Origin of the sequence: uncultured Microbacterium sp., assembly GCF_945952435.1 — a bacterium.
GTDB lineage: Bacteria > Actinomycetota > Actinomycetes > Actinomycetales > Microbacteriaceae > Microbacterium.
In genome coordinates this window covers 44,683-58,334 of the sequence record NZ_CAMFHZ010000002.1, presented here as the reverse complement: position 1 = coordinate 58,334, position 13,652 = coordinate 44,683, and the positions used below count along the sequence as shown (strand labels likewise).

At 71.8% G+C, this 13,652-nt stretch carries 10 protein-coding genes; 7 read left to right on the top strand and 3 right to left on the bottom strand.

The window, feature by feature from the left end; translation table 11 throughout:
- Positions 1 to 22 precede the first annotated feature (22 nt).
- Together Q0P88_RS01160 and nadE are read right to left on the bottom strand one after the other, a co-directional pair.
- Entirely contained in the window at positions 23 to 3,709 is a 3,687-nt protein-coding gene (locus Q0P88_RS01160; protein WP_295010452.1) for a bifunctional RecB family nuclease/DEAD/DEAH box helicase, read from the bottom strand.
- 86 nt (positions 3,710 to 3,795) lie between these two features.
- Positions 3,796 to 4,614: an ammonia-dependent NAD(+) synthetase gene (gene nadE / locus Q0P88_RS01155; protein ID WP_295010451.1), complete on the bottom strand. Its 819-nt coding sequence runs from the start codon at positions 4,612 to 4,614 to the stop codon at positions 3,796 to 3,798.
- A gap of 75 nt (positions 4,615 to 4,689) precedes the next feature.
- On the opposite strand from nadE, the gene Q0P88_RS01150 reads away from it, so the two are divergent.
- The 5 genes from Q0P88_RS01150 (at position 4,690) to Q0P88_RS01130 (ending at position 10,453) form a co-directional block, all read left to right on the top strand.
- Positions 4,690 to 5,247: a nucleoside phosphorylase gene (locus Q0P88_RS01150; RefSeq protein ID WP_295010450.1), complete on the top strand. Its 558-nt coding sequence runs from the start codon at positions 4,690 to 4,692 to the stop codon at positions 5,245 to 5,247.
- 82 nt (positions 5,248 to 5,329) lie between these two features.
- On the top strand, positions 5,330 to 6,943 hold the full coding sequence (locus Q0P88_RS01145) for a carboxyl transferase domain-containing protein (protein ID WP_295010449.1): 1,614 nt from the start codon (positions 5,330 to 5,332) through the stop codon (positions 6,941 to 6,943).
- 5 nt (positions 6,944 to 6,948) lie between these two features.
- The gene (locus tag Q0P88_RS01140; RefSeq protein ID WP_295010448.1) at positions 6,949 to 9,123 is read left to right on the top strand and encodes a biotin carboxylase N-terminal domain-containing protein; all 2,175 of its coding nucleotides are present in this window, start codon (positions 6,949 to 6,951) and stop codon (positions 9,121 to 9,123) included.
- Entirely contained in the window at positions 9,120 to 9,608 is a 489-nt protein-coding gene (locus Q0P88_RS01135) for a MaoC family dehydratase (RefSeq protein ID WP_295010447.1), read from the top strand. The genes Q0P88_RS01140 and Q0P88_RS01135 overlap by 4 nt, the downstream gene beginning before the upstream one ends.
- Positions 9,605 to 10,453: a CoA ester lyase gene (locus Q0P88_RS01130; protein WP_295010446.1), complete on the top strand. Its 849-nt coding sequence runs from the start codon at positions 9,605 to 9,607 to the stop codon at positions 10,451 to 10,453. Before Q0P88_RS01135 ends, Q0P88_RS01130 begins: the two co-directional genes overlap by 4 nt.
- 189 nt (positions 10,454 to 10,642) lie before the next feature.
- Here Q0P88_RS01130 and Q0P88_RS01125 read toward each other — a convergent pair whose 3' ends face one another.
- Positions 10,643 to 11,221, bottom strand: coding sequence for a TetR/AcrR family transcriptional regulator (locus Q0P88_RS01125; protein WP_295010445.1), 579 nt, complete (start codon positions 11,219 to 11,221; stop codon positions 10,643 to 10,645).
- Between the two features lie 100 nt (positions 11,222 to 11,321).
- Between Q0P88_RS01125 and Q0P88_RS01120 the strand changes: the two genes are divergently transcribed.
- Complete coding sequence (locus Q0P88_RS01120; protein WP_295010574.1) at positions 11,322 to 12,467, top strand: acyl-CoA dehydrogenase family protein; 1,146 nt, start codon at positions 11,322 to 11,324, stop codon at positions 12,465 to 12,467.
- Positions 12,468 to 12,481: 14 nt separating this feature from the next.
- A complete protein-coding gene (locus Q0P88_RS01115; RefSeq protein WP_295010444.1) occupies positions 12,482 to 13,633 on the top strand; it encodes a thiolase family protein in 1,152 nt (383 codons plus the stop codon).
- Positions 13,634 to 13,652 lie beyond the last annotated feature (19 nt).

Below are 13,652 nucleotides of genomic sequence, written 5' to 3'. Positions count from 1 at the left end.
CCGCACGGGCTGACGGGGCGGATCAGACGGCGGGATCGTCCTCCCGATCCGCCCCGACGAGGTGCGCGAAAGCGCTGAGACGCGCCACGCCCTCCGGAGTCCACGGCAGGTCGTCGAGCAGCGCCGGCGAATGCACGAGGAACGCCGCGACCTTCGCGCGCGAGATCGCCACGTTGAGCCGGTTCTGCAGGAGCAGGAACTCCGGTCCCCGCGGGGCATCGCGGCCGCTCGAGGCCGCCAGCGACGTGATCGAGACGACCGCCTCCCGCCCCTGGAAGTTGTCGACGGTGCCGACCGCGACGTCGCCGAGTCCGACCGCGTCCAGCGCATCGTGGATGAGTTGCTTCTGCGCGTTGTAGGGCGCGACCACGATCACGTCGGAGGGCACGAGGGGGCGCGGACGAGCGCCCTCACCGATGCCGATCCCGGCGTCGCTGTCCTGCCCGTCGCCGTCCATCCCGTCGATGTAGACGCGTCCGATGAGGTCCTCGACGATCCGGACCACCTCGGCCGCCTCCTCGGGCGACTGCGTGGCGTTGCCGCGGTGCCGGATCGGCCGCACGTGCAGCCCGGGCGCGACCCCTTCGATCCGCCGCCGCTGCGCCCCCTCGGCCGACGCGAGCCGTCCCGCGTAGGCGAGCTGCGAGACGGGCGCCGCCACCGCGGGGTGCATGCGCCAGGATCGCGCGAGGAAGGAGCCGTACGCGGGATCGATCACCGCGCGATCGTGCATGATCCAGCCGAGCGCCGACGTGTCCACCGGTTCCGGATGCGTGCCCTGGCTCACCTGGGGGAGCTGCTGCGGGTCGCCGAGCAGCAGCAGGTTCCGGGCACTCGCGGCCACCGCGATCGTCGATGCGAGCGAGAACTGCCCTGCCTCGTCGACGACGAGCAGATCGAGCTCGCCGCGCCCGACGCGCTTGGTGCTGCTGAAGTCCCACGCCGTCCCGCCCACGACCGCACCGGTCCCGTCGCCCATCGGACCGCGCTGCGCGAGGAACGCGGCCATGCCGTCCTTGCGGATCGGCGTGTAGACCGGCTCGGCGCCGTGCGGATCCTTCGGCGCCTTCGCAACCCGCGACGGGTCGACACCCGCCGCGACCACCCGGTCGAGCAGATGCTCGACGATGGCGTGCGACTGGGCGACGACGCCGATGCGATAGCCGTGCTCGTTCACGAGTCGCGCGATCACCTGCGCGCCGGTGAAGGTCTTGCCCGTGCCCGGCGGGCCCTGGACCGCGAGATAGCTGTGGTCGAGGTCGAGCACGCCGCGCACGATCGCGTCGGCCGTGTCGATGCTGTCGCCGCTCTCGGCGTCGCCGCGGGGCTCGGCGACGGGCAGCGGGGCCCCGGACGTCGTGCGGGGCACCGCGCGTCGGAGGATGTCGGTCGCGGCGTCGTGCGGGAACACCGGCGCGGTGTTCAACAGAGTCGCCGCCCACTCCTCGATCGCGCCCTGCAGGGAGAACACGCGGGGCGGCGCGGCCGGAGTAAGGGCCAGGGGCAGCTCGTCCCACGTCTGCCCCCCGACGGAGCGTTCGCGCACACGATATCCGTCGTCGAGCACCTCCATGATCTGCACCTCGTGCGGCACATGGATCACCCGAGAGGGGAAGGAACCCGAGAAGGGCGCCGGCGCGGAGTAGAGCGCGAACGGCGTTCCGCCCACTCCGAGCGTGCTGCCCGGAGCGAGTTCGCCGCGCACGTCGACGAGGCGGGTGACGGCCCGTGCGCCCTCGTCCATCCCCCAGTCCTCGACGACCTCGGAACGATCGGGATCCACGCGCAGCACGTCGCGCGTCGACTCCCAGAGCGAGACCGGCTCGCGCAGGCGCTGGAAGTGCCCGATCCAGAAGCTCCTCGCCTCGCGGGGGAAGTAGTCGATCGCCGCGGCGGCGACCCGGTACGTCTGCGCGTCGCCGTCGGGATCGGTCGGCTCTGCTCCCGCGAACGCCTGCGCGCGCCGCGCCTCGGCCTGCAGCGCCAGGGAGAGCGGTGCGGGTTCGTACGCGCGGGCCTCGGGCTCGTCCGGCGGCGCCGGGAGGACCCCCGCCTCGCGCGCGAGCGAGATCAGCCAGTTGCGCAGCCGCCGCGTCGATACGCAGTCGTACCGGTTGTAGTCGGCGAGGTCGTCGAGGATCTCCTTCGCCTCGGCCGTGCGTCCCGCGGAGGCGAGCTCCCGCGCCTGCACGTACTGGACGATGGACTCGTCGCCCTTCTGCACCTCGCTCGTGCGGATCTCCGCCCCCATGTAGAGCGGTTCGAGCTTCTTGATCGAGTACGACCGGGATCCGACGCGCACCGTCCGCAGCACGAGCGGGTACAGATCCACGAAGACGCCGTCGCGCAGCAGCCGGTCGACCTCGGCCTCCCCGACGCCGTAGCGCTCCGCCATGTTCTGCAGGTGCGAGGTCTCGTAGGGCGCGTAGTGGTAGATGTGCATGTCCGGGTGCGCCGCCCGGCGCGCGGTGACGAAGTCGAGGAAGTCGAGGAAGGCCTGACGCTCCGCCGCGAAGTCGTGCGCCCAGAGCGCGGAGTACTGCTCGGCGTCGTCGACCCAGCCGAAGAGGTAGTCCAGCCCCCAGGGCTGCTTCTCGCCCGGCTCGGTGTAGAGCGGATCCCCCTCGAAGTCGAAGAACAGGTCGCCGCGGTTGGGCCGCGGCATCATCCCGATGGCCGCGGCGGACACGACCTCGAACGGCGGGACGACTGGAGCGACCGGCACACCGCCCTGCTCGGCCCCCGGAGGGAACTCGGCCACCTCGGCCGCCGACGCCTCTGCCAGGGCCCTCACCTGCAGGCGGGCCTGTGCGCGCAGGGCATGGAACGACTCGGCGTTCATCCCCTCCGGCCCGACCTCGGCGGACGCGAGGGCATCGATCGTCTCGATGCCGGCCGCACGCAGCCGCGCGCGCTGCACCGGGCGCATGCGCGCGACGAGCAGCAGGTCCCTGTGCGTCTCGACCTCGATCGTGCAGGTCGCGCATCGGCCGCAGGCCACCACCTGGAGGTCGCCGCGATCGTCGCCCCAGGCCAGCGGCTCGCCCCGCGCGCCGAGCTCGATCCTGCGGTCGGCGATGAGGGCCCGCAGCCGGGCCCTGCGCACGCGGAACAGCGGCAGCAGATCTGCCACGGCATGCGTCGACACCCGGCGATCCCCGAGGATGAGGTCGACCTCGTCCGAGCGAGGGATGCCGAGGCGGTCGAGCTGATCGACATATGCCGCAAGCTGCATGAGCGCGGTCACGCGCGCGGTACGGGCGAGCTTGGAGTCCTGCACGCGCCATCGGCCGTCGGGATCGCGCAGCAGGAAGTCGGCGAAGCCCACGAACTCGGGCGTCGAGAAAGCGGCCTGGTAGACGACCGTCGCCGCGGAACGCAGCGCACGCTCGGTGTCGGCGACCACCGCCGCGAGGGCCCCGGCGTCGGTCGAGGACACCTTGGGCAGTTCGACGACGCCCGGCCCGCCGTCGACCGCGCGTCCGTGACGCTCGAGGTAGTCCTCCAGCACGACCTGCTCATGCGCGTCGCCCATCGCCGCGGCACGGGCGAGCGTCGCATCCTCCGGATCCTCGACGGCGTCGATGCGCCCGAGCTTCGCGTCGAGCGACCGCACCCAGGCGAACTCGCACTCCGCCGCGAGCTTCAGATCCGTGGCGCTCCAGATCACGCGATTCCGGTCGGATCCGGAGGGGGTGATCACGCGCACGACGGCTCCTGTCTTCGGGTGGCGACCCGATCAGGCCGTCGCCTCGACCCTAGACGGGACCGCGGACACGGCCGTCCCGAGGGCCGTCAGCGCCACCACGTATCGTCGGGGGTGACCGGCTGGCGGCGCTTGTGCGCGGTCGAGAGATAGCGCGCCTCGATGCGCTGCGCCACGTCGGCGGCGACCACGCGCCCCTCGAGGTAGTCGTCGATCTGCTCGTACGCGAGGCCGAGCTCGTCCTCGTCCGTCCGTCCGGGCGTGCCGTCCAGCAGATCCGCCGTGGGCACCTTGACCACCAGCCGCTCCGGCGCCTCGAGCACGCGCAGCAGCGCGCGCCCCTGCCGCTTGCTGAGCCCGGCGAGCGGGGTGAGGTCGCAGGCGCCGTCGCCGAACTTCGTGAAGAACCCCGTCACGGCCTCCGCGGCATGATCTGTGCCGATCACGAGCAGGCCGCGCTGGCCGGCGATCGCATACTGCGCGACCATCCGCAGCCTCGCCTTGATGTTGCCGCGGGTGAAGTCGCTGATCTCTCCGACGCCCGCGGCCTCCAGATCCTGCTCGAGCCCGTCGACGCCGTGTTCGATGTTGACCTCGACGACCTCGTCCGCGCGGATGAACGCGATCGCCTCCGCGGCGTCGGCCGCATCGTGCTGCACGCGGTAGGGCAGGCGCACGGCGATGAACACGGCCTCGCCGCCCTCGGCCCGCACGCGCTCCACCGCGAGCTGGGCCAGACGTCCGGCGAGCGTCGAGTCCTGGCCGCCCGAGATGCCGAGCACGTAGCCCTTCGCCCCGGTGTGTCGCAGGTACTCGGCGAGGAAGCCGACCCTCCGCTCGACTTCGGCCGCGGGGTCGATCTCCGGCCGAACGCCCAGATCCTCGGCGATCTCCTGCTGCAGCGTCATGGCTCTCCTTCGCTCGTCCTCCCAGTATCCGCCCTCACACGTTTCGGGAATGTGAACGTGCGGGAGGATGGAGGCATGAGACTCCTCGTCGCCGCGCTCGAATCCGAACTCCAGGCCTTCCCGGAAGACCTCGCCGGCTTCGAGCGGCTCGTCACAGGACCGGGCAAGCTCAAGGCGGCGTACGGTCTCACGCGAGCGCTGGACGCGGCCCCGTACGAGGAGGTCGTCGTCGTCGGCACCGCGGGCGGAGTGGATCCGCAGCTGCCGGGCGGGGTGTACGAGGTGACCGCGGCGATCCAGCACGACGTGCAGGATCTGGACGGCGTGATCGGGCAGCACGTGTCGCTCCCGCCGCGGGTGGAGACGGGCAGGGAGGGTCTGGTGATCGCGACCGGCGACATCTTCGTCGACGACGCCGCGGCCGTCGAGCGGATCCAGGGCCTGGGCGGCGTGCTCGTGGACATGGAGACCTTCGCCTACGTCTGGGTGGCGGACCAGTTCGGCGTGCCGATCCGCGTGCTGCGCGCGATCTCCGACACCGCGCAGGACGGCGCCACGACCGTCTGGGACGAGACGGTGGCGGCGTGCAGCGTGCAGTTGCGCGATCGGATCCGCGCCGAGTACGGCGTCTGAGGACCGGGCGGTCCGACGAGCTCCCACCCGTGGACATTTCAGTTAACGGCCGCTAATCTAAACGGGAACGCCGTCAGTGCCGATGGAGGATCCCGTGTCGATGACATCCGCCCCGAACGCGCCAGCGCCGACCTACCAGCAGCTGGTGGACGAGCTGCACGCGCGGCGCGCCGCCGCGGCCCTCGGCGGCCCGGAGAAGGCCCGTCGACGGCACACCGAACGGGGCAAGCTGCTCGCCCGCGACCGGATCGACCACCTGCTCGACACCGGAAGCCCCTTCCTCGAGATCGCCCCCCTCGCCGGCGACGGCCTGTACGACGGCGACGCGCCCTCGGGAGGGGTCGTGGCCGGGATCGGCCTCGTGCACGACCGGCTGGTGTGCGTGGTCGCGAACGACGCGACCGTCAAGGGTGGCACGTACTACCCGATCACGGTCAAGAAGCACCTCCGCGCTCAGGAGATCGCCGCCGAGAACCGCCTCCCGTGCATCTACCTCGTCGACTCGGGCGGCGCCTTCCTGCCCCTGCAGGACGAGGTCTTCCCGGACCGCGACCACTTCGGGCGGATCTTCTACAACCAGGCGCGGATGTCCCGCGACGGGATCCCGCAGATCGCCGCGGTGATGGGATCGTCGACGGCGGGCGGCGCGTACATGCCCGCGATGAGCGACGAGACCGTCATCGTGCGCAACCAGGGCACGATCTTCCTCGGCGGACCTCCCCTCGTGAAGGCCGCGACCGGCGAGATCGTGACCGCGGAGGAGCTCGGCGGCGGCGAGGTGCACACGCGGATCTCCGGCGTCGCCGACCACCTCGCCGAGAACGACGAGCACGCCCTGGAGATCGTCCGCGACATCGTCGCGACGCTCCCGCCCTCCCCCGCGCCGGCCGAGGCGCCCGCCCCGGTGGTGGATCCGGAACCGGTCGATCTGCGTGCGACCGTGCCGGTCGAGCTCACCACCCCCTACGACGCCCGGGAGATCATCCGCGCCGTGGTCGACGGGGACACCTTCGCCGAGTTCAAGCCCGAGTACGGCACCACGCTCGTGACCGGCTTCGCCCGCATCCACGGGCACAGGGTCGGCATCATCGCGAACAACGGCGTGCTCTTCGGGGAGTCGGCGCTCAAGGGGGCGCACTTCATCCAGCTGTGCGAGCAGCGTCGCACCCCGCTGCTGTTCCTGCAGAACATCACTGGTTTCATGGTGGGCCGGGAGTACGAGGCCTCGGGCATCGCCAAACACGGCGCGAAGATGGTCAACGCGGTCGCGACGACCTCGGTGCCGAAGCTCACGGTGGTCGTCGGCGGATCCTTCGGGGCCGGCACCTACTCGATGTGCGGGCGGGCGTACTCCCCCCGGTTCCTCTGGCTCTGGCCCGGCGCGCGCGTCTCGGTCATGGGCGGCCCCCAGGCGGCCTCCGTGCTGTCCACTGTGCGCCGCGACCAGATCGAGGCGGCCGGAGGATCCTGGTCCGCCGAGGAGGAGGCCGAGTTCCAGGCTCCCATCCGCGCGGCCTACGAGGAGCAGGGCAGCCCCTACTACTCGACGGCCCGGCTCTGGGACGACGGCATCATCGCGCCGGAGGAGACCCGCGACGTGCTGGGCCTGGCGCTCGACGTGGTGCTGCGCTCCTTCCCCGACCCTGCGCCCCGCGCCGCGGCCGACCAGCCGGGCTACGGCGTCTTCCGGATGTGATGCGCATGTTCCAGACCGTCCTCATCGCCAACCGCGGCGAGATCGCCTGCCGCATCATCGCGACGCTGCGCCGACTCGGCATCCGCTCGGTCGCCGTCTACAGCGACGCCGACGCCGGATCCCGCCACGTCGCGCTCGCCGACGTCGCCGTGCGCATCGGCCCTGCCCCCGCCGCGCAGAGCTACCTCTCGATCGAGGCCGTGCTCGACGCCGCGCGCGCGACGGGTGCGGAGGCGATCCACCCCGGATACGGCTTCCTCGCCGAGAACGCGGCGTTCGCCGAGGCCTGCGCCGACGCCGGGATCGCGTTCATCGGGCCGACGCCGGCCGCGATCCGCACGATGGGCGACAAGATCACCGCCAAGCTCGCCGTCGCCGAGCGGGGCGTGCCGACCGTCCCTGGCATCGCCCGTCCCGGTCTGACGGACGCCGAGCTCATCGCCGCGGCCCCGGAGATCGGATACCCGCTGCTCATCAAACCCTCCGCGGGCGGCGGCGGGAAGGGCATGCACGTCGTCGAGGACGCGTCCGCCCTGCCCGATCGCCTCGCCGCGGCACGACGGGAGGCGGCGGCGAGCTTCGGCGACGACGCACTGTTCCTGGAGCGCTACCTGACCACGCCGCGGCACATCGAGGTGCAGATCCTCGCCGACGCCCACGGCACGGTGGTCCACCTCGGCGAGCGCGAGTGCTCGCTGCAGCGGCGCCACCAGAAGGTCATCGAGGAGGCACCCTCCCCCCTGCTCGACGCGCGGACCCGCGCCGCGATCGGCGAGGCCGCGTGCGAGACCGCGCGCAGCGTGGACTACCGCGGCGCCGGCACCGTCGAGTTCATCGTGGAGGCCACCCGTCCGGACGAGTTCTTCTTCATGGAGATGAACACCCGTCTGCAGGTGGAGCATCCCGTGACGGAGCAGGTGACGGGTCTGGATCTCGTCGAGCAGCAGTTGCTCATCGCCGCCGGCCTGCGGCTCCCCTTCGCCCAGGAGGACGTGGAGCTGCACGGGCACAGCATCGAGGCGCGGATCTACGCGGAGGACCCCGCGGCGGGGTTCCTGCCCACGGGAGGACGCGTCGCCCGCGTGATCCACCCGGGAGGCGCCGGGATCCGGGTCGACACGGCGCTGGCGGACGGACTGGACGTCTCGATCGACTACGACCCGATGCTCGCGAAGATCGTGGCGCACGGAGCGGACCGCGAGCAGGCGCGGCGACGACTGGTCGGCGCCCTCTCGGACACCGCGGTGTTCGGCTTCCCCACGAACGTCGAGTTCGTGCGTGCCCTGCTGGAGCTGCCGGAGGTGGCCGCGGGCGACCTCGACACCGGCCTCATCGCACGCCGGTTCTCCGAGCTCGCGTTCGCCGAGGCGGACGTCCGGGTATTCGCCGAGGCGGCGCTGCTGCTCGATACGGCCTCCTCCGGTGCAGGACGCAGGAGTTCGGCCGGTGTGGGTGTCGGATCCGAGGCCGCTACTGCCGGATCTCCTGCGTCGTGTTCGGAGGGCGCGGGGCATCCGGGAGCGGGACCCTGGGCGCGACGCGACGGCTGGCGCCTCGGACCCGCCGTCGACCGTCGCTACCGGCTCGTCAGCGAGGACCGGAGCGCAGCGGTTCGGGTGCGCGGCTCAGGAGCCGATCTCGCGATCTCCGTCGTCGCCGACCCCGCGGCGGATACCGCGGCAGGGAGCGACCCGGATCGATCGGGCGCGTTCGTGCCCGCGGCCCTCCGCACCCCGGCCGGGTTGGCCGTCACCACGACCGTGGACGGATCGACCCGCACGATCGCCGCACTGCAGGACGGATCCGACCGCGTCTCGATCGCTGTCGACGGCGCCGTGTTCGAGGTGTCCCTCGCGCGCACCGCCCACGCTCCGGGCGGGCCCGCGGCCGCAGCGCCGCACCTCGACTCGCCCATGCCCGGCACGGTCGTGCTGGTGCAGGTCGAGGACGGCGCCACCGTGGCCGAGGGCGATCCCATCCTCGTCGTCGAGGCGATGAAGATGGAGCACGTGCTGCGCGCCGGCGTCGCGGGAACGGTCTCGCTGAAGGCTGCCCCCGGTGAGACCGTCGCACGCGGGCAGACCCTCGCGGTGATCCTGCCCGCGGATCCGGATGCCGCACCGACGGGGGACGGAACGGATCCGCTGGTTGGCGCGGCCGCGAACGAGGAGGACGCATGACCGAGAGACGCATCGAACAGCGTGGGCTGTTCTTCGAGGAGTTCGCGGAGGACGCGGTCTACCTGCACCGTCCGGGGCGCACGGTCACCGAGGCCGACAACGTGCTCTTCACGACCCTGACCATGAACACCCAGGCGCTGCACCTGGACGCGGCCTGGAGCGCGCAGACCGAGTTCGGCGAACGGCTCGTGAACAGCATGTTCACCCTGTCGACCCTCGTCGGTCTCTCAGTCGCGCAGCTCACGATGGGCACGATCGTGGCGAATCTCGGCTTCTCCGATGTGTCCTTCCCGGCCCCGGTCCGCGTCGGCGACACGCTCTACGCCGAGACCCGGATCGTCTCGAAGCGACTCTCGTCGACCCGGCCGGGACAGGGGATCGTGGAGTTGGCACACACGATGCGCAATCAGCGCGACGAAGTCGTCGCGCTCGCCACACGCGCCACGCTCGTGCGGTGCCAGCCTGCGGCGGGGGATCCGTCATGAGCGCCGAGGATGCCTTCGACGGGGCCGCGGATCGACGCCTCCCCGGTCCCGCTCTGCTGTTCTGCCCGGCCGATCGCAATGACCGCTACGCCAAGGCCCTGGCCGCCGCGGATGCGGTGATCCTCGATCTCGAAGACGCCGTCGCACCCGGCGAAAAGGCGGCAGCCCGGGACAAGCTCGTGGCGAGCGACCTGGATCCCCGGCGCACGATCGTGCGGATCAACCCCGCCGCGTCGCCGGAGCACGCCCTCGACCTCGCCGCGCTCGCAGCCACGCGCTACGACACGGTGATGCTGGCGAAGGCCGAGCGCGCGGCGGATCTGGACGCGGCGCATGCGGCGGGACTCCGCGTGCTCGCTCTGTGCGAGACCGCGAAGGGCGTCGTGCACGCCGAGGAGATCGCCGCGCATCCGGCGACGCTCGGGCTGATGTGGGGCGCGGAGGACCTCGTCGCCAGCTTGGGCGGCCGGTCCAGCCGCATCGACGAGGGCGGTTCCGCGGGCGTCTACCGCGACGTCGCGCGGCACGCCCGTGCGCGCGTGCTGCTCGCGGCCAAGGCGTTCGGGCGGGCGGCCATCGATGCGGTCCACCTCGACATCGCCGATCGGGAGGGGCTGCGCGCAGAGGCGGTCGATGCCGCCGCGAGCGGCTTCGACGCGACCGCCTGCATCCACCCGAGCCAGGTCGCCGTGATCCGCGACGGCTACGCGGCGACCGACGAGGAACGGTCCTGGGCCGAGCGCGTGCTCGCGGAGGCCGCGCATCAGCCCGGCGTCTTCCGGTTCGAGGGCCGCATGATCGACGAACCGGTGCTGCGGCAGGCCAGAGCGGTGCTGGGGCGCTAGGCGGTCCTGCAGCGCTGGTGCGGATCTTCAGCGCCCGTCCGACGAACCGTTCTCAGGCCGGAATCGCGACATCGACCGTTCCGACGCGCCCTGCCGTCGGGACGGCACGCCCGTCCTGAGAACGGTGCAGGCCGACTCCGCGTCCCCCCGGTTCGGCACCCGCGTTCGGCACCCGCGAGGCAGGACGGCTCAGCCGACGAGCACGCGACGCGCCGAGGCGGAGAGGATCCCCCGTTCGTCGGCCGAGGCGAGCCTGTCCCGGTTGTGCGCGGTGGAGTTCAGCAGCCCGAAGACGGCGTGCATGGCGACCTGACGGTCCGCGGGCGTCGTCTCGGGGCGGATCCGGCCCACGACCTCCGCCCACAGCGTCAGGTACTGCCGCTGCAGCTTGCGCACCTGGCGGTTCGCGGACGTCGGCAGCGTCCCGAGTTCACGGTCCTGGACCCGGATGATGTCCCGATGGCCGAGCGCGAAAGTCAGGTGGAAGTCGATGAGCGCGTCGAGCGTCGCCTCGTCCGAGGGGGAATCGGCCGCGACGATGTCCTGGCCGCCCTGCAGCAGGTACTCGCTCGTGCCGATGAGGATCTCCTCGAGCATCGCATCCTTGCTCGGGAAGTGCCGGTACAGCGCGGGACCGCTGACGCCGACCGCGGTGCCGAGTTCGCCGATCGAGACCGCGTGGAAGCCTCGATCCGCGAACAGGTGCGCCGCGGCGTCGAGAAAGCGCTGTCGGGTACGCGCCTTCCCCTGCGCCCTTGCGGTGGTCATGCCGCCAGGATAGCGATCCTGGACAGCCGGGTGAACGGTCGATAACATCTATTTCAGTTACCGATCGTTCACCGAGGAGCTGATCAGCGTGTCCGAGACCATCCCGTCCGAACTCCCCGAGGAGTATCGCGAGCTGTCCGCGACGGTCCGCGACTTCGCCGAGCAGGTGGTGGCCCCGGTCTCCGCCCAGCACGACCGCGAGCACAGCTTCCCGTACGAGGTAGTCGCCGGCATGGCGGAGCTGGGCCTTTTCGGTCTGCCCTTCCCCGAGGAGTACGGCGGCATGGGTGGCGACTACTTCGCCCTCTGCCTCGCCCTGGAGGAGCTCGCGAAGGTGGACCAGAGCGTCGCGATCACGCTCGAGGCCGGGGTCTCGCTCGGCGCGATGCCGATCTTCCGCTTCGGAACCGAGGAGCAGAAGCAGCGCTGGCTGCCCTCCCTCGCCGCGGGCAGCACGCTCGGCGCCTTCGGCCTCACCGAGCCCGACGCGGGCAGCGACGCCGGGCGCACCCGCACCACCGCCCGCCTGGACGGCGACGAATGGGTGATCAACGGTTCGAAGCAGTTCATCACCAACTCCGGCACCGACATCACGGCGTTCGTCACGGTCACCGCGGTCACCGGCGAGACGGAGCGGGGCAAGGAGATCTCGACCATCACCGTGCCCTCGGGCACCCCGGGCTTCACCGTCGCCCCGCCGTACGACAAGGTCGGCTGGAACGCGTCCGACACGCACGGACTGTCGTTCGACGACGTGCGCGTGCCCGCGGGGAACCTGCTCGGGGAGCGCGGCCGCGGCTACGCGAACTTCCTGCGGATCCTCGACGAGGGCCGCATCGCGATCGCGGCGCTCGCGGTCGGGGCCGCGCAGGGGTGCGTGGACGAGGCGGTGCGCTACGCGAAGGAGCGCCAGGCCTTCGGCACGCACATCGGCGGCCACCAGTCCATCGCGTTCACGATCGCGCGCATGGAGGCCAGGGCGCAGGTCGCCCGCCGGGCGTACTACCACGCCGCCGCCCTCATGCTCGCGGGCAAGCCGTTCAAGCAGGAGGCGGCGATCGCCAAGCTCACCGCGAGCGACGCCGCGATGGACAACGCCCGCGCGGCGACCCAGGTGTTCGGCGGCAACGGCTTCATGAACGAGTACCGCGTGGCCCGGCACTACCGGGACTCGAAGATCCTCGAGGTGGGCGAGGGCACGAGCGAGGTGCAGCTCATGCTGATCGCCCGCAGCCTCGGGCTGTGACCGAGAATGGTGCCATGACCAGAGACGCCGTCGTCGTCGCCGCGCGCCGCACCCCCGTCGGGATCGGCAAGCCGGAGCGAGGAGCGCTGTACGGGATCCATCCCGTCGACCTCTCCACCCATCCGATCCGCGCCGTCCTGGCCGAGACGGGCCTGGATCCGGCTCTCGTGGACGACGTCCTATGGGGCTGCGTCTCGCAGGTCGGCGAGCAGTCCTTCAACGTCGGCCGCAATTCCGCCCTCGCGGCTGGGCTGCCCGAACACGTTCCCGGCATGACCATCGACCGGCAGTGCGGCTCGTCGCAGCAGGCGATCCAGGCCGGCGCCGCCGCGATCATCGCCGGCCACGCCGACGTCATCGTCGCGGGCGGGGTCGAATCCATGTCCCGGGTGCCGATGTTCTCGAGCACCGTCGGCGTGGATCCCTTCGGGCCGCTCATGCACGCCCGCTACCCCGAGCTCGGGGACCAGGGCCGGGGCGCAGAGCTCATCGCGCAGCGGTGGGGCCTGAGCCGCGTCGAGCTCGACGCGTTCTCGGCGCGTTCCCACACCCGGGCCGCCGCCGCACGGGCGGCGGGCCTCTTCGACGAGGAGATCGTGCCGGTCCCGACCGAGGACGGCACCGTGGCCACCGATCAGGGGATCCGCCCCGACACCACGGTCGAACGGCTCGCGGCACTGCCGACGCCGTTCCGCGCCGACGGCGTCGTGACGGCGGGCAGCGCCTCGCAGATCTCGGACGGATCGGCCGCGGTCCTGATGATGACGAGCGAGAGGGCGTCCGCACTCGGGCTCACCCCGCTCGCCCGCGTGCACAGCGTCTGCGTCGTCGGATCCGACCCGATCCTCATGCTGACCGGACCGATCCCGGCGACGGAGAAGGTGCTCGCCCGTGCGGGGCTCGGCATCGACGACATCGGAGCCTTCGAGGTCAACGAGGCCTTCGCCCCCGTCGTGCTCGCTTGGCTCCGCGAGACGGGGGCCGACCCGGAGCGGGTCAACCCGCTGGGCGGCGCGATCGCGCTCGGTCACCCGCTCGGCGCCTCCGGGGCGCGGCTGACCACGACACTGCTGCACCACATGCGACGCAATGGCCTCCGCTACGGCCTGCAGACCATGTGCGAGGGCGGCGGAATGGCGAACGCCACCGTGTACGAACTGCTCTGATCCGCTGCCTCCGTGCGCC

What these genes read in the sequence shown, in the direction of transcription:
- Q0P88_RS01135 (WP_295010447.1), top strand. Translation starts at nt 9,120, where the DNA reads ATGACCGAGAGACGCATCGAACAGCGTGGGCTGTTCTTCGAGGAGTTC.
- nadE (WP_295010451.1), bottom strand. Translation starts at nt 4,614, where the DNA reads ATGACGCTGCAGCAGGAGATCGCCGAGGATCTGGGCGTTCGGCCGGAG.
- Q0P88_RS01140 (WP_295010448.1), top strand. Translation starts at nt 6,949, where the DNA reads ATGTTCCAGACCGTCCTCATCGCCAACCGCGGCGAGATCGCCTGCCGC.
- Q0P88_RS01150 (WP_295010450.1), top strand. Translation starts at nt 4,690, where the DNA reads ATGAGACTCCTCGTCGCCGCGCTCGAATCCGAACTCCAGGCCTTCCCG.
- Q0P88_RS01125 (WP_295010445.1), bottom strand. Translation starts at nt 11,221, where the DNA reads ATGACCACCGCAAGGGCGCAGGGGAAGGCGCGTACCCGACAGCGCTTT.
- Q0P88_RS01115 (WP_295010444.1), top strand. Translation starts at nt 12,482, where the DNA reads ATGACCAGAGACGCCGTCGTCGTCGCCGCGCGCCGCACCCCCGTCGGG.
- Q0P88_RS01145 (WP_295010449.1), top strand. Translation starts at nt 5,330, where the DNA reads ATGGAGGATCCCGTGTCGATGACATCCGCCCCGAACGCGCCAGCGCCG.
- Q0P88_RS01130 (WP_295010446.1), top strand. Translation starts at nt 9,605, where the DNA reads ATGAGCGCCGAGGATGCCTTCGACGGGGCCGCGGATCGACGCCTCCCC.